This is a genomic window from Nocardioides abyssi, from assembly GCF_030412915.1.
GTDB classification, from domain to species: domain Bacteria; phylum Actinomycetota; class Actinomycetes; order Propionibacteriales; family Nocardioidaceae; genus Nocardioides; species Nocardioides abyssi.
Genome location: NZ_JAUHJR010000001.1, coordinates 712,250 through 727,332 on the forward strand (window position 1 = coordinate 712,250; position 15,083 = coordinate 727,332).

Annotated in this window: 11 protein-coding genes and 1 tRNA gene; 4 read left to right on the plus strand and 8 right to left on the minus strand. The window is 66.4% G+C overall.

Features of this window, described 5'->3' with window-relative positions; translation table 11 throughout:
- The first annotated feature begins 239 nt into the window (after positions 1 to 239).
- Positions 240 to 578, plus strand: a complete 339-nt coding sequence (locus QWY29_RS03550) for a transglycosylase family protein (RefSeq protein ID WP_300959272.1) — start codon at positions 240 to 242, stop codon at positions 576 to 578.
- A 76-nt stretch (positions 579 to 654) separates the two neighbouring features.
- Here the strand turns inward: QWY29_RS03550 and QWY29_RS03555 are convergent.
- The 3 genes from QWY29_RS03555 to QWY29_RS03565 form a co-directional block, all read right to left on the minus strand.
- Positions 655 to 728, minus strand: a tRNA-Arg gene (locus tag QWY29_RS03555).
- 339 nt (positions 729 to 1,067) lie between these two features.
- Positions 1,068 to 1,838, minus strand: coding sequence for a TIGR02391 family protein (locus QWY29_RS03560; protein WP_300959273.1), 771 nt, complete (start codon positions 1,836 to 1,838; stop codon positions 1,068 to 1,070).
- A 117-nt stretch (positions 1,839 to 1,955) separates the two neighbouring features.
- Positions 1,956 to 3,656 (minus strand): hypothetical protein, encoded by a 1,701-nt coding sequence (locus QWY29_RS03565; protein WP_300959274.1) that lies wholly within the window; start codon positions 3,654 to 3,656, stop codon positions 1,956 to 1,958.
- 285 nt (positions 3,657 to 3,941) lie between these two features.
- On the opposite strand from QWY29_RS03565, the gene QWY29_RS03570 reads away from it, so the two are divergent.
- Entirely contained in the window at positions 3,942 to 4,328 is a 387-nt protein-coding gene (locus QWY29_RS03570) for a hypothetical protein (protein WP_300959275.1), read from the plus strand.
- A gap of 320 nt (positions 4,329 to 4,648) precedes the next feature.
- Here the strand turns inward: QWY29_RS03570 and QWY29_RS03575 are convergent, their stop codons facing one another.
- Both QWY29_RS03575 and QWY29_RS03580 read right to left on the minus strand, forming a co-directional pair.
- The gene (locus QWY29_RS03575; protein ID WP_300959276.1) at positions 4,649 to 5,851 is read right to left on the minus strand and encodes a hypothetical protein; all 1,203 of its coding nucleotides are present in this window, start codon (positions 5,849 to 5,851) and stop codon (positions 4,649 to 4,651) included.
- 143 nt (positions 5,852 to 5,994) lie between these two features.
- On the minus strand, positions 5,995 to 6,117 hold the full coding sequence (locus QWY29_RS03580) for a hypothetical protein (protein ID WP_300959277.1): 123 nt from the start codon (positions 6,115 to 6,117) through the stop codon (positions 5,995 to 5,997).
- Between QWY29_RS03580 and QWY29_RS03585 the strand changes: the two genes are divergently transcribed.
- Together QWY29_RS03585 and QWY29_RS03590 are read left to right on the plus strand one after the other, a co-directional pair.
- Positions 6,118 to 7,367, plus strand: a protein-coding gene (locus QWY29_RS03585) for an IS3 family transposase (protein ID WP_300959278.1) whose coding sequence is annotated in 2 segments (ribosomal slippage) — positions 6,118 to 6,391 and positions 6,391 to 7,367 — 1,251 coding nt in all. Because the reading frame shifts where the segments join, the coding sequence is not laid out codon by codon here. It abuts the gene before it with no gap.
- Between the two features lie 34 nt (positions 7,368 to 7,401).
- The gene (locus tag QWY29_RS03590) at positions 7,402 to 7,707 is read left to right on the plus strand and encodes a MerR family transcriptional regulator (RefSeq protein ID WP_300959279.1); all 306 of its coding nucleotides are present in this window, start codon (positions 7,402 to 7,404) and stop codon (positions 7,705 to 7,707) included.
- Between the two features lie 118 nt (positions 7,708 to 7,825).
- On the opposite strand, the gene QWY29_RS03595 is transcribed toward QWY29_RS03590, so the two are convergent.
- The 3 genes from QWY29_RS03595 to QWY29_RS03605 all read right to left on the minus strand — a co-directional run bounded on the left by QWY29_RS03595 (position 7,826) and on the right by QWY29_RS03605 (position 14,973).
- Positions 7,826 to 8,653, minus strand: coding sequence for a PIN domain-containing protein (locus tag QWY29_RS03595; RefSeq protein ID WP_300959280.1), 828 nt, complete (start codon positions 8,651 to 8,653; stop codon positions 7,826 to 7,828).
- A gap of 55 nt (positions 8,654 to 8,708) precedes the next feature.
- On the minus strand, positions 8,709 to 10,754 hold the full coding sequence (locus QWY29_RS03600) for an AAA family ATPase (RefSeq protein ID WP_300959281.1): 2,046 nt from the start codon (positions 10,752 to 10,754) through the stop codon (positions 8,709 to 8,711).
- A gap of 244 nt (positions 10,755 to 10,998) precedes the next feature.
- Positions 10,999 to 14,973, minus strand: a complete 3,975-nt coding sequence (locus QWY29_RS03605) for an SIR2 family protein (protein ID WP_300959282.1) — start codon at positions 14,971 to 14,973, stop codon at positions 10,999 to 11,001.
- Between the last annotated feature and the right edge of the window lie 110 nt (positions 14,974 to 15,083).

The following is a 15,083-nucleotide window of genomic DNA, read 5'->3' on the forward strand; positions in this document are numbered from 1 at the left end:
GCGAGGTGGGCTCGGGACCCGCCCATCCTGCCAAGCGGGGCGTCCAGGACTTGAACCGGCCCGGGGGGCGGGTCCTACGGTCGAGGGGTCCCGGTGACCGGGGCGTCCACCTCGTGCCCGCTGCACCCGCCCGGCGCGAGGGGTCGAACGCAACGCACCCCGGGCGGGGGCGAGAGCCACGCGACCGAGGCAGGAGCCCGGCGCGTCCGGCCCGCAGGCGGCCTCGGAGGTTCCTCCCCATGCGCATGCGCACGTTCGTCTCGACCGCCGCCCTCGCCGCGGCCACCCTCGTCCCCGTCGTCGGCGCCCAGGCACCCGCCGGTGCCGCCCCCGAGCGCACCTGGGACCGGCTCGCGGAGTGCGAGTCCGGCGGCCGCTGGCACGTCGACACCGGCAACGGCTACTTCGGCGGCCTGCAGATCAGCAAGAGCACCTGGGACGGCTTCGGCGGCCGCAAGCACGCCCGCTTCCCGCACGGGGCCAGCAAGGGCGAGCAGATCCGGGTCGCCGAGCGGATCCAGGACGCCCAGGGCTGGGGTGCCTGGCCGGCCTGCTCGTCCGAGCTCGGGCTGCGCTGACCCGACGCTGACCCGGCGCTGACCCGGCTGGCTGACTCGGCTGACCGGGCTGCGCTCGGCGCAGGACGGAGAGGGGCGCCCCCGGCAGGATTCGAACCTGCGACCGGCGGATTAGAAGGCCGCTGCTCTATCCAGCTGAGCTACGGAGGCGGAGGATCGGAATTACAGTCGGGAGAACCCTCGGGATAACACCCGTGTGATCCAGACGACGTGCTTGGCCGATCCGTGGGCCAGTCTAGGGGCCGCCCGTAGGGGTTGCAGGGGCACCCGCTCGGCGCGTGCCAGACGCGGGGACGACCCGCTCCGTGCGGCGGTGGTTCCCCGCCCCACCGCGGGGCGGCCGCAGGGAGCAGGGTTGCCCCAACGGCTTCGAACCTCCCAGGCGACTAATCAGTGCACATCGCCGCCTGCCGGCTACGTCGATCCGTCTAGACCTGGAGGCGACAGTGGGTCATCCGAGGCAACACCCCTATCGCCATCGATGCCGCTCTACTCGAGCGATGAAGGCTCGTCCTCAACGCCGGAATCGGCCCCCGTTTGGATGTCCTCGATCAGTTCCCCGTGCTCGTGGCGAAGTTGCGTGAGCAGCAGGCTTCCCAATCCGAGCACACCTACTGCGTATCGCCGGGCGTCGTCACGCCTCTGAATGCGGTGGCGGTCAACGTTGCTAAGTGCTCCGGCGAAACCGGTCGCGAGCGCGCGCCAGGCTTCGCGCTCAGCGGTGCGCGATCCGACTCGCCAGTCGCTGTCGTCGGAGAACACGCGACCCATAAGTTCCCTACCAACTAGGGACTCCCCCTTACCTGACTTGGGGTCCCCCGCCCACTCCCGCACGCGGTCCTCAACGAAGATCGCGGTCTGGGAGGCGACCTTCCCCCAGTCCTCGTCGTGGACCAGGTTCTTCACGTGTTCCCACAGTTCCGGATCGTAGGAGCGGTGGTCGACCGGCTCGTCGCCGTCCGTCGTCTGCAGCCTGAGTTGATAGATCGCGGCCTCGATGATGCCGCACACATCTCGGATCCCACTTCTATGTGCAGCTTGGAAGGCCGAATCTGGAGTGTTTTCTGTCCAGAAGCCCAGCGAGTACCGCACGTTGTCGAAACGATCCAGCAAGTGGTCATCAGCTCCCAGCGAGGCTGACAGAAGTCCACGAACCTTCGCCTTCCATGAGGTGAAGTGCTCTCCTCCACGAACCACCTCGTCGCGTTCAGCGTCGCTCTTAAGTAGTTCCAGTTCCTCGATCGCACGCGCAGGTCGCATGGCCGGAGAGTACGCGGCTGCACCGACGACACCAGAGGACACGGAGGTGACCTGTCGCTTCATTCCGCCCACTAAGACGCGCGGCGCCTGAGGGACGTGGCGCTTCGCGACTGACTGCTAGAACCAGCTGGTGAGCTGGCGCCAGATCGCGTCACCGTTGGCCACCGTGAGCGCGGTGATCGACACGAAGAGCGAGGTACCGGACACGAAAAGCGCCCGCCGACCAAGGCGCGCACTCGCCGCGGTGGCTCCCAGCGACGATGCGGTAGAAAGTACCGTCCGGTACGCCGCATCCTCCTCGAGGAGTTTCTCGAACGTGCCCTTGTGGACCTTCCGCAACCGCTCGATGAGGTCGAACTCCTCTGGCGGGTTGGGTACATCGGGTGCGGGCACCGCTCTGACGTCGATCCCGTCCCATCGACGCCAGAAGGGCTTCCACAGGAGTCTTGTGTCGCGAGCCACCGCGGGCAGGTCCAGGCTGGTTGTGAGCAACTCGTGCTTGAGCTGTTCGACCTGCCGAGGACGAAACTCTCGATGCTTCGTGCGGGCCGTGTCGCGGGCGTCCGCAATGGCTTCTCGCAGCTGGTGCCCGTACTGCACCACGGCAACGTAGAGCAGGTAGCTGCGGATCACATCGTCCGCCATCGCTGCCAGGGTGTTGACGGAGTAGGGCTTGCTTCCGTAGCCGTCCCGCTCGTTGAGCCGCGCGAAGGTGTCATAGGAAGCCACGACGCCCCAGCAGTTGCGGAGAAGCTCCCTCGCTCTCGTCAGCGTTTTCCCTTGCACGAAGACCGCACCCGGTAGGTGGGGAGACACGTAGTTGTAAAGGTGGTTGCCCTCCATCCCGAGCGCGCGGAGCGGCTCACCGTGGTCCCGCGAGTCGGTAGCTGAAAGCGGGTCAAACAGCTTGAAGAGGTTGAAGTCCACGACGGGCTGCCGGGCCTCGGTGTCCGCAAAGAACCCGCCACAGCGAGCGGCAAGCCAGTCCCTGGCGAGGTCGTGCAGGCGTTGCCGTTCTTCCTGGGTCGCCAGGATGGCGGCGTGGTAGCGGCCCTCCACCTGCGGACGCCGAAACCCGCGCCATTCAAGCGTAGGTTCCTGCTCGGCCTTCCACACTGAGTTGAGGGCGGAGGCGCCGTTCTCGCTAAACCGTACGAAGGCCACGACGGCCGTGAGGCTACTCCCGAGCTGCACCGCTGTGAGTTCGATGAGGTCGAACTCCTCCGGCAGGACCTCCCGCTTGGCGTTGAAGACGAGGTATGGCGAGTCGGGTCGGGCCACCGTGGCGAGGCGCTTCCAGGCGAAGCCCCTTCCCCGCCGTGCCTTTGCGACTTGGTCTGCATGGGTGCCGTCGATTCCTACCATGTGGTCGTGCGCGTCCCAGCCCGACTTTTTGAGTGCTCGCAGGAGCCTCGCGGAGTAGCTGGGCGGGAAGAACTCCACCACCCAGATGCCGCCCTGGGTCACGTGCTCGTCGTCCGGGACGATCAGATTGTCCAGCGGATCTTTCCGATCCTTCACCTTCAGCCGCTCGTAGTGGTCGAAGGCGAGCAGATAGTTGATCCCGCCGTTGAGCCGCAGCCGCACGCGCCAAGGGATGAGCTTCCGCCGCCAGCCTGTGAGCAGCCAGTGCAGGAACCGGTAGGGCGCGTCGTACCAGCGGCTCCAGCGGGTGCCAATGGCGGGGACAAGCTCGAACTCGCGCTTGATCTTGTCGCTGATGCCGTCCAGGTCAGGGCGCTCGCCGACTTCCGCGGCAGTCGGCACCTCTGGATCGGCATCACCCGCGGCGGCGCGCTCGGGAGGAGCATCAGTCATGCCCCGATTGTCTCCAATGCCACCGACAGGAAGTCCAGTTCACGCGAAAGCGTGTAGAAGCTAGGGCGAGAACGGTTCGGAAGGCGCGCTGACTTCACGTCTTTATGCCTTCGCGGGTCACGCCGGGCGAGCGCGTCTAGCGAAACCCCTGTGGACAAGGATTCGTTCAGAGCCTCAGCGTATCCAGAGACGTCATGCGCTAGCCGCGATGGGACACACAGCCTGCTCGAGGGTTCGTCTTTTCGCCGCGACACCGACGCTCCCGTGTGGGGCTAGAATGCCGCGGTGACGACGACTCAGCGACTTTCAAATGCGGTCATTAGCCGTTCGCGCACTGTTGCGGCATGCGCCTTCGTCGGCGTGGGTTTTGTCAGCGGCTTGGTGTTGTCGGTCTTCATGGAAGAGGACGCGGCTCTGCTGATTGCAGTAGCCACGCCGTTCGTCATTCTTGAAGTGATGGCGAAGATCCTTGAGTTCATCCTCCACGGCAATGACACGCCCGATTGGTTCGCGGAGCGCTTCGAACTAGTGCGAATCCCGACCGGCCTAGCGGCGGCTTCGTTCATCGCGGCGAACCAAGCAGCCGAACACACTGGTGCCGCTGTCATCGGCCTCGTCGTACTCATTGTTGTCCTGGTGGGCGTTAGGTCCGTTCGACCGCGGGACGAGTAGACCGATGCGGTTCTCGTCGTCGGGACGACCCGGCCAGACGTGCACGTAGACGTGCTTGGGTCTTGCTAACGCCCGTGAGCGCGCATTTCGGCCGACATGTGTTGCATATGGCGCCGCGCTCGAAATGCTCGGCGCAGGCCGCAGCTGGATCCTGAGTCGGCACGGCGGGCAGGTCCGCGCCATGGAGGCATGTCAGCGCCGATGCAGACTTACGGAGCCGCCCCGCCGCAGAAGCCGCTTCTCACCGCCACCTTTGTCCTAGAATCCGCCGCCTCTGTCCTAGAAGTTGTGTTTCGGAGCTGGCTAACTGGGGCGAGCGATCAGGCGACGCTGCGCGGAGCTGCCTTCGGGTCGTACAGGTGGCCGGCGTCGACTCGGGCGATGGTGTCGCCGTGTGCGTCGATGACGTGGACCTTGCCTTCGTAGAGGGTGTCGTCGTTGAGGGTGCAGTTGAAGTCGGTGAGCATGTTGTGGGTCTTGCCGCCGTGGACCTTCTTGGCAGCCTTGAAGTTCTCGGTCAGGCGAAGGATTCGGTAGGGGCGGGTGAGGGCGAGGCTCTTGGCCTTGGCATCGGTGTCGGCGATCCCGGCGCGACGCAGGAAGCGTTCGATGACGGGGTTGAGGGAGGCGGAGCCCTCCTTGGTGCCGGGGGATCCGCCCTTGTAGGTGAGGCGCTGGTGACCGTCAGGCATGCAGGCGAGGACGCGGGCGAGTGCATTCGCGGCGTGGTCGTCGAGTTCGATGGTGCGCGGGGGCCAGCCCCAGACGCCCTTGGCGGCGATGGCCCGTGGTTCATGACGGTCGTCGAGGTGTTCGGTGGTGACGGCGCAGCTCTCCATGGTGCGGATGCCGGACTCGGCGACGAGGTAGGCGGCGATGGGCAGCGGCTCGGCGTTCTCGAGGAGGTCGATCTCGACGAGGATGTTGCTGAGTAGGACCTCGTCGTCGGTGAGGGGTCGGCTGCGCTGGGCGAAGCGGTTGGGGAGTTCGGGCAGTCCGGCGTCGAGGCGGTCGCGGGCGGGGCGGTCGCTGCGGCGTCGGTCGGTGGAGTCGCGGACGAAGAGCATGGTGCCGCGCAGCGCGGTGAGGGTGTTGCGGATCAGGTGCAGCTTGTCGAGCTGCCCGTGGGTGAGCCTGCCGTCGAGACTCTTAACGTCGGCGAGGTCGCGCAGCATCCGGTCGGCGTCGATGTCGAGCAGGTAGTAGATGTCGCGCTCACCGGCCCAGGCCTCGATGGCCTCGATGACTGCGTTGACCTCTGCGGGGTTGGCGGGGTAGAGGCCCATGGGCTCCCAGGTGGCGCGGGCCAGCGCGGCTGCATCGCGGATGGAGGCGTGGGCGAGGTCGCTGACCATCGGGTGCTTGTTGCGCTGGCGGCCGGCCAGCTGCGCGAGCTGGGCCTGGATGTCGGCTCGCGCCGCGGAGAGGCCCGCGGCCGGCACGCGGTCCGTGGTGCCGGCGCCAGCGAAGGCGGTGCTGGCCGTGGCGTTGTTGATGGTGGCGGTGGGGCCGGTGGCGTGCATGTCTGCGTCTCCCGAGTCGGTTGGTTCGCACACCACTTTCCGGTTTTGAGGGGGCGCTCGCAGTTGAGCACGCGGTGATGCTGCTCACCCGGCCGGTGAGCAGCCGGGCGGGCGAACAGGGGTACTGGCGCGGGCGCCTGAGATCAGCGCTCGTGGTGGTAGGTCCGCAGGGCGAGGGCGTTGGTGACGATGCCGGCGTAGAGGACGTCGATGTGAACCGTCACGGGTTTGATGCCGCTTCCTTGTGAGTCAAGGAGGATGAGCACATGCCCAAGAAGGTGGATCCCGCTGTGAAGGAGCGGGCGATTCGGATGGTCGCGGAGCACCGCGGCGACTACAGCTCGTTGACCGCGGTCGCCCAGGTCGTGGCCGAGCAGCTCGGTCTCGGCAAGGAGACTGTGCGGCGGTGGGCGGTGCAGGCCGACATCGACGCCGGCACCAGACCCGGTGTCACCTCGGAGGAGTCGGCTGAGATCAAGCGGTTGAAGGCCGAGAACCGTCGGCTGCGCGAGGACAACGAGATCCTGCGCAAGGCCTCGATTTTCTTCGCCGGGGAGCTCGACCCCCGCAACCGCTGATCATGTCCTTCATCGAGGACATGAGAGCCGAGGGCCACGCCGTCGAGTCGACCTGCCGGGTGCTGACCGCACACGGCTGCAGTGTCGCGGCGCGGACCTACCGGGCTTGGCGAGGAGCGAACCAGCCGGTCGCAGCCAGGACCGTCTCGGACGCGATGATCGTCGACGCTCTGCTCGCCACCCGCGGCACCCCCGAGGGGCTCTACGGCCGTCGGAAGATGACCGCCCACCTGCGCCGGCAGGGACTGGCCGTGGCGCACTGCACCGTGGACCGGTTGATGCGCGACCTCGGCATGAACGGGGTTCGCCGCGGCAAGAAGCTGCGCACCACCATCCCCGGCCGTGACGGACACCGGGCCGGTGACCTGCTGGACCGCGACTTCACCGCTGCCGCGCCCAACACCCGGTGGGTCGCGGACTTCACCTACGTGCGCACCTGGGCGGGGTTCGTCTACGTCGCGTTCGTCGTCGACTGCTTCGCCCAGCGGATCGTGGGCTGGCACGCCGCCACCACGAAGGTCACCGACCTGGTCCTGACGCCGCTGCGGATCGCGATGTGGGACCGCGACCGCCACGGCCACCCGATCGAACCCGGCACGCTGGTCTGCCACTCGGATGCGGGCAGTCAGTACACGTCGCTGCGGTACACCGAGCACCTCGCACTCGAGGGCATCGCGCCCTCGATCGGGACAGTCGGCGATGCCTATGACAACGGCCTCATGGAGTCCATCATCGGCCTGTACAAGACCGAGGCCATCGCCACCGACGTCTTCCACACCGGACCACTGAAGACTCTGGTCGACGTCGAGTACGCCACCGCCGGCTGGGTCGACTGGTGGAACCACCGCCGCCTGCACTCCAGCATCGGCCAGATCCCACCAGCCGAGCACGAGCACGACTACTACGCTGCCCTCAACCGAGAGCCGCACCCCGTATAGAAGCGGCAGAGAACCCGTGACGGTTCACCCCGCCATGACCTACAACCTCAACACGACCGACCTGGCCAACGCGCTCGCAGAACTCGGCTTCTCCTACTCGGCACCCACTCTCCGCCGGCACGCGAGCACGGGGCGCATCCCTGCCAAGATCGTCAAGGGTGGCCGCTACCTGTTCGACCTCGAAGAAGTGGTCCGTACCCTCACCACTCCGGGCGCCCACCGCACCCTCAGCCAGCCTCCGTTGAGCGGTGGCCTCGGAAAGCACACTGAGTCCCACCAACAATCAGAGGCCGACCGCCTGCGCACCGCGACTCGCCAGCACCAGAACGAAACGCCTTAGGCTTCGGCGCCAACGGCGATAACCAGTGCGATCGAGATGGGAATGGGGCTGCTGCACTGACCTGGACTCGTCAGGGGGCAGGACGAGTTGTCACACCATCGTGTAGCAACCCCTGGGATCAATCGCCCAGCCGGCGCACGTCCTTGATGCCGGCGCCGCGTGCCCGGAACGCCTGGCTTGTGTCGTAGGTCAGGAGGGTGACGCCACGTCCGGCCAGAGCCTCAACAGCGACGGCGCGGTCGATGATCTCTGCGTCGGCGCTGGGCTGTGGGACGTGTCCAGGTGGGTCGAGCAGGACGTCAAACCAGATGTCGCCCCAGCCGGACGGCCGGCCGCTGGTCGGGGCGTCCTTCCACTTCCCGGACAATCCGTCCTTGGCGTGTTTCTCGAGTACCGCTAGGGCAACCTGGGCCTTGTGCCGGGCGTCGTCCCGGCGGCGCTTGGCTCGGTCTAGCTCTTCGATAACGACGAGGGGAAACAGCACTGTGATGGTGTCATCGGAGCCAAGTATGTCTTGGAAGTCGATGTTCTCGAGGACGTTCGGGTTGCGCAGGAAGAAGCTCGTGTCGGGGAGGACTAGCTGTCCGGCGTTGGGGACCCAGCGGTCAAAAGCCTCCCTGGTCGTCGCAATGGCTGCGTCGATCTCGTGCAGTCGGTCGTCGATCTCGAGGGTGATGAGGTCGTTCGTGACTGCGGTTGGAGGGTTCACGGGAACGGTGAGTTCGACCAACGCCCAGTAGCGGCGAGTGTGCAGGAGGACGTCGATGTCTGTGGGACGAACTTGGCCGCGTAGGAGACGCGCGCCTTCTCCGATGGCGTCTAGGTAGTCCTTGTGCCTCGAAACGGCGCTTGATTGCGGCGTCCTGGCATTCCTGAGTTTGAGTCGGATGTACTCGAGATTGGCGAGAAGGTTGTCGCGGCCCCCGGGTAAAGGGGTGAGAAGCATGCGGTCTCCTGGGTAGTGCGGCTCCCGGCTGACGAGCCAGCGCGCGGTCTGGCGGCTAGAACGGCGGCTGCTCGCCCTCGTCCTGGTCGGCGTCGTCACCGGGCACGGCCCGCGGGTTAGTAGCTGGTTCGGGCTTGGGTGTTGCCCAGGGGTCTGGGGTGGCGGAAGCGTCTGGTGGTGTTGCCCAGGGGTCTGGGGTGGCGGAAGCATCTGGTGGTGTTGCCCAGGGGTCTGGGGTGGCGGAAGCATCTGGTGGTGTTGCCCAGGGGTCTGAGGTGGCGGAGGCATCCGGTGGTGCCCAAGGGTCGGGCGCCGCGGTCCAATCGAAGATCGGAAAGGGAGCAGGCTGCGCCGACGTGGGGGGAGTGAGCGACGACGGGCCCTGCTCAGCCGGGGTTGTCGTCTGCCGCGGCGGCACCGATGGCGAACTGGCCGCCTCCACGGACGACCAATTATTCGCGTCGCCAGCCCCGATCGCCTGGCCAGGCTGGTCACCGCGTATAGCCCGCACTAGAGCGTCGAGACGTTCGGCTGCGTCCGTGTCGAAGACCGTCTCCGGGAGCGCCTGGGCCGCGTATCTGGCACGCAGCGGCTTCGACTCGCCCACAGTGACGGTTGCTTCGGCGTACAAGCGCGACCAATCCCCGCCGAATAGAGCACCCATCGCGCCCTCGAAGTCCGGGTCGAACGTGGCATATCCCGACCCGACCGCCAACGGCTCACCGAGGAGCACGCCCGCCTCAGCCGGGTCGCCGTCGCGGCCCAGGGCTGACGCGATGTCCAGGCGCTTCGCCAGCAACTGCGTCGACTGGCCGGCGGACTTGTCCGAGTCGGTGTCGAAAACGCAAAAGCAACGGATTCCGAGCGCGGAGTAGAACCGGTTCCACTTCGCGATGTTCCCGATGCCCTCCGCGGAGACCACCGCAACGCCTTCACGCAGCACATCAAGTCCACGGCGACGGAGAAGCTCCGGCAGCGCCAGTGCCTCGGTCGGGCCTTCGACGACGACGACGCACCGGGCGAACAAGCCCGACACGAGTTCTGTCGTCGCGCTTGCGGCGTAGAACGGACCCACCGTGTCGGGATTTGTCCGGGTGGGATCGGCCCCGCGCTCAACCAGGTACGCGGCAAAGTCAGCACGGGTGCGCTGCACCACCTGTGTTGTGCCATCCCGGCGCTTGCTCACCATGACCAAGTTCTCCGGCCGAGACAGGTCGACAAAGTGCGGTGAGTGGGTCGTCACGACGACCTGGAGTCCGGGGGCGGCCAACCTACCCAAGCGCGCCGCGAGCCACTGTTGGGCCAGCGGGTGGAGATTCGCCTCGGGTTCATCGATCACCAGGATGGTGCCGTCCGACTGCCCGTAGGCGCGCGCGTACGCGTACGCGAACGCCAGGGCGAGCACTTGAGACTGGCCGGTGCCAAGCTCATCGAAACTGCGAACCTCGCCTGACAGCGACGGATGGATGCGCAGCGACCGGAAGAAGTTCGACGGGTCGTAGGCGCTGAAGTCCACGTCCAGCCGGTAGGGGAGGTTCTGCCCAAAGTCCTCGGCCGTCTCCGCGAGCAGGCGCTTGAACTCCGCGAACTCGCCGACGCCCCCGAACTCGGCGAGGAGGTTGGAGAACAGTTCGGAGAGCCGATCCTTGCGTTGCGCATCCGCGAGCAACCGCTGATGGAAACGGTGCATGAGCTTCGATAGCATCGTGTACTTGCTGGCGTAGCTCAACTGGTACGACAGGCGCCGATCCGCGTCGAGCACCGAAGCTGCCAACGACGAACGCATCGTCGCCTTCGGGAAAGTCCGGTGGCAGTACTCGTTGCTGCACGTAAACCGATATGTGACGGGGTTCCCATCGTCGGCCGGGTTTTGCGGGTCGAACACCCAGTTGAAGTGCGACGCCTCCCCGGTGCTGCAGTACGGGCACGCGATACCGGACACGGCCGCACCAACCTCAACCGCGATGCCGTCGCTGTCCCGGCCATGGAAGTCATGGTCCTCTAGGCGTCGTGTGCCCGGCCACTGCTCGCCAAACAGGATCTCGACCGCACGGGTCAGGTTGCTCTTCCCGGCGTTGTTCTCGCCTAGGAGTACGAGCACGCCAGACTCGGGGAAGCGAATTGAAGCGCGATGCTCTCCTATGGATCGCAAGTTCCGTACGCTTAGACGCTCGATACGAGGACCCATCGCCTGCACCTCTCGCCCCTAGAACCGAGTGCCAGTGTGCACTGCTCGCCGACGCCACGGCTGGAATTGGTGCGATCGGTCGACACGCGGGGGACACGCCGGCCTTGGAGGCCGGCCGCATCCCGTAGCAAGTCGGCACGCTGGGAGGGACGTCGACCTAGACCGCGGTGGCGGGCGACACTACTCGGCAGCACCACTCGACCACGACCGGCTCGGTAGGCCCGGGGGTGGGAAGGGAGATCGCGATCAAACGGCCGATTGCGTCGCGACGGTCATAATTCAAGAAGCCAGCGGCTGGGATGTCAGGTTGGCTGATGAGGTCGTCCCAGACGGCCGGTGCGCTCCTCCCGGCGCAACGTGTGAGTGCGGCGCGGACGCCTTCGAGGTCCGAGAGTTCCGCACCTGCCACGAGCGCCGAGCGAACCAGCTCGGAGAGTAGCGGCACCGTGGACGTGCAGCGCAGATCTGCGAGCCAATCCTCGTCGGCGGCTGCGGGATGCTGGCGAATGGCGAGAGGGTGCTGTGCTAGACGCTCGACGAGTCGCCTCTCGGCGTCGCAGTCGCCCAGCCGGACCAGCACGGGATCGATCCAGTCGACGGAGTGCTCGGCGGCCCACGCGCGGACCGGCTCCGCTCCGGCCGCTGTCGCGGTGGCTAGCGCCGCTGTTGCTCTGAGACCATCTCGAAGTTGGCCGTTGTCGAGGGCGTCGAGGACTCGACCGGCGAGTCCGTCTGGCCAGGGGGCGGGCAGGGTTGCGCTAAGTCGCAGCAACTCGAACTCGGTGAAGTGCTCGCTGTCGACTGCCGCGAGGAGGACGCTGCTTTCAGCGTGTGCGGCGAGCCAACCTTCAAGGGCGGGATCCTCATAGTGGAGCAGGAGCCGGAACAGCTCGACCGTGTCGCGCCCGTCCAGCGGCTCATCCTGCTCGGCAGCTGCGCGCAGCATCGGTGCGACCCGGGGCTCCCACATCGTCGTCTGTTGTGATCGGGTGCCGGCGATCTCGTTCCATCTCTGCAGCTGAGCTCGCCAATCCTCGGTCTGCTCGCTCCCGATGGTCCCGGCCGCTTCGACGATGACGGGCGCGGGCTCTGGATCTTCCTCCGGCTCTGGGGACATGGTGGCAACCCGCTCGAGGCGTTCGATTTCGGCGGTGATCATGCGGGTACCTACAGCGAGGGCATCCGGGCCGAGCTCGAGTTCGTCCCCGCTGAGACCGGTTGACTGGAGGATCTCGGAAAGCGGAGACGACGTTTCCCGATTGAAGTAGCGGAGGAGGGCGCTCAATTGCACTCCGGTCAGCTCGCGAATCAGGAGTTGAAGCTCCCAGACTGCGTGACCCTCAACCGGATGGCGGAGCCAGGCGAGAAGCGCCGGAACGGGGTGACGCCGCAGTAGGCGACGCGCGTCGTGGACGTTGGTCGGATCGGGGTGCATGCCCAAGACGTCGCTGAGAGCAGCAACGTCGGCGGCAGTCCAGGTGGCGTCATCCCGGCTGCGAAGATCCTCGACAAGGGTCGAGAAGAGGGTCTGGTCGAATCCGCCCGGCTGGCGCAACCTGGCCAGAAGGTCCTGGCGGGGAAGGGCACGCGCAACGGTAGCGACCGCCTCAGCTCGTCGGCGGGTCAGACGTTCGAGGGCCACCTCAAGCGCCATGTCCGGACCTCGGCCGAGCGCGAGGTCGACGGCGACGTTGGACAGAGTCTGCGCGGCGAGTTCGTCCGGGTCCCTATTGGCCTGGTCAATCAGTTCGTCCATGAGGTCGTAGCCACGGTCCATGGCTGTGACAGCGGCCATGCGCCGCACGACTGGGTCAGGGTCGCCGAGGAGCGTCGTGACTCTCGGGAGCAGTTGTCGATCGAGGATGTCAGTTGCCGGTAGGACTCGGATGGCGTTGCCGCGCCGGATCCTGTCAGCGTCGCTCGTGAGAGCGAACAGTTCCGCCGCGAAGCCCGGCGGCGTGCCGGCGGCGAGCAATCGTCGCAAAGCCTCCACGTCGGCGACCCCATCGCCACCGCGCCTGGACTCGAGCCACACGCCTCGGCGGAGGGTGTGGTCCCAGATCGTCCGGATCGCAGCCTCGCGCCGAGCCGGATCAGCCGTGACAGGCGTGCCACGCGCCACCATGACGGGGTCAAACTCAGCAATCTCCTCGCACCAGTTCAGCGGTGCGAGCGGCACCAACAGAGCTAACGTGTTCGTCCACTCCGGACGTACCGCACGAACTGGGGCCTTCGCGTCGGTGACGGGCAGTTCGATAAGGACGAACCTGCGCAGCAGATCCAGGCCGTCGGCGCCGGCCGCGAGCAAGGCGTGCGCCGCGCGCGCTTCGCGGATGACGTTGACGGGAAAACTGATACTGCCCTCCACGTCGGTCAGCAGAGCGCGAGAGGCCAAGAGGGCAAGGTCGTCTTGGCTGGGGAAGTTTGACAGCCCCTGGCTCAGTCCGAGGTGGGCCAAGTCGGACTGCTCAATCTCGGTGGTGTCGCTCAGAAGCATGCACAGAGCGAGTCGGTTCAACCAGGTGCGGACCTGTGCGGGGTCGCTGCCGATGCGGAGGTCGTCGGTGATGCCGCGATCGGCGAGGTCCATCACAAGCTCCAGAGCGGTTTCCGGCAGTGGGTCGCCGGCATCGACGCGACTTACGGCGGCGGCAGCGAAGAGCGGGATCTGGATCATGTCGGTTAAATCGCCCGAGTCCGGGAGGGCCGCGTCGAGGTCGGCCATGGGGACGGCTCGCTGGTCTGCGTACTGCATCAGCCAGGTCCGGTCGGGGAGCAGGGTCCAGGACTCGAACGTTGCGTCGAGAGCAGCGGTGTTGGCGCTCGGACGAGTGCCGATGACGATGCGGTGTTGCGGATACTCGGCGGCTACCTCGGCAATAAGCCGGAGGGTCTCGGCGCGTCGTGCGAGGGGAACCTCGTCGAGCCCGTCGAGTAGGAACGTATAGGCCTCGTCGCGCAAGCCGGTCAGCGTCAGACGCGGAGAACCCGGTCGACCCGCTCGCGCTGACATCATCCGCGCGACGAACTGGGCACCAGCGTCAGTCCATTTCGGGTCCGGGTCGAGGTGCCGCAAAGCTTGAACGAGCGCGGGGCCCGCGCAGCGCCGGGCAATTTGGCGCAACTCCTCGCTCTTTCCGTTCCCGCCGGCGCCCACCAGGATCAAGTGCGAGACCCGATCGTCCAGGTCGCGGGCGAGAGTGGGTCCGTGCATCCAGGTGCGCGCCAGGTGGCCACCCATCCCTGTTGGGGTGCTGATCTCGGCGGTCTCGGCCACCGGCAACGGAACGTAGTGCGCGTCGAACTCGACCTCAGTTATGGGTGTTGCCTCGTGTGCGAGGTCGACGAGGGCTGGGCCGCCGATGACGGATGCGGTACGCCGCGTCGCGAGGAAGGCCCCGGATGGATCGGCCGCGATCACTGCCGTGATTCCGGGCGCTTCATCCAGGTCGGCTTTGAACGCCGCGGTTGCCGGGTCATCCAGGGCTGGCCGGTCGGCGATGAGAAGGTGCTGACCGGCGGGCACTCCCGGTGCGTTCGCAGCTACCCAAGAGAGGTCCCGGCGGAGGTGTACCTCGTGCGGGTCCAGGCGGTGGCCCAGGAAGACCAGCCGGTACTGCACTGCCAGAGTGCGTAGGAGCAGTTGCACCCGATCGTCGCTGGCTATGCGTTCGTAGCTGTCGGGTCCAAGGACGATGCTGTCGGGGCGGCTTGCCAGCCCATGCAAGTGCAAGACGCGAAGTTCTTCGCCTGGCGGTTGGAGGGCGCGGTCGAAGTCATCGATCGTTATTGACACGACTGCGCGTCCAATTGCATCAGCGGCGGTCTCGATAGCGGTGTCGTAGTTCGTCGTCAACACAAGCCCGCTGCGAGCCTTGGCGATGGAGCACAGCACGGGTGTCGCCTGGACTTCGCGTGACTCGACGAATCCGGCTACACGAGAGTGCACCCACGCCTCTGATCGTTTCTCGCAGATGAGGTCAATGACCTCGAATGGGTCCGACTCTCCGCTGGACTGATGTCCGGCGGCAGCAGACAGGTCGCTGATGATCTCTTGAAACCCTGGTGCTCCGGCGGCGCCAGCAAGACCGGCGCCGACGACCGGAGCAAAGCTGGCAGCGGAGTCACGCATCGCCGTATAGAACGAGCGGTCAGGTGTGTTCTCATCCTGATGTGCTGTGGTACGTGGCAAAACCGGGCCTCCGGTCGTAGCTGCGTTGATCATCCCGTGCGATCACGTGC

Coding starts and splice junctions, on each gene's coding strand:
- QWY29_RS03590 (WP_300959279.1), top strand. CDS start 7,402: ATGACCTACAACCTCAACACGACCGACCTGGCCAACGCGCTCGCAGAA.
- QWY29_RS03560 (WP_300959273.1), bottom strand. CDS start 1,838: ATGCGACCTGCGCGTGCGATCGAGGAACTGGAACTACTTAAGAGCGAC.
- QWY29_RS03575 (WP_300959276.1), bottom strand. CDS start 5,851: ATGCACGCCACCGGCCCCACCGCCACCATCAACAACGCCACGGCCAGC.
- QWY29_RS03565 (WP_300959274.1), bottom strand. CDS start 3,656: ATGACTGATGCTCCTCCCGAGCGCGCCGCCGCGGGTGATGCCGATCCA.
- QWY29_RS03605 (WP_300959282.1), bottom strand. CDS start 14,973: ATGCGTGACTCCGCTGCCAGCTTTGCTCCGGTCGTCGGCGCCGGTCTT.
- QWY29_RS03550 (WP_300959272.1), top strand. CDS start 240: ATGCGCATGCGCACGTTCGTCTCGACCGCCGCCCTCGCCGCGGCCACC.
- QWY29_RS03595 (WP_300959280.1), bottom strand. CDS start 8,653: ATGCTTCTCACCCCTTTACCCGGGGGCCGCGACAACCTTCTCGCCAAT.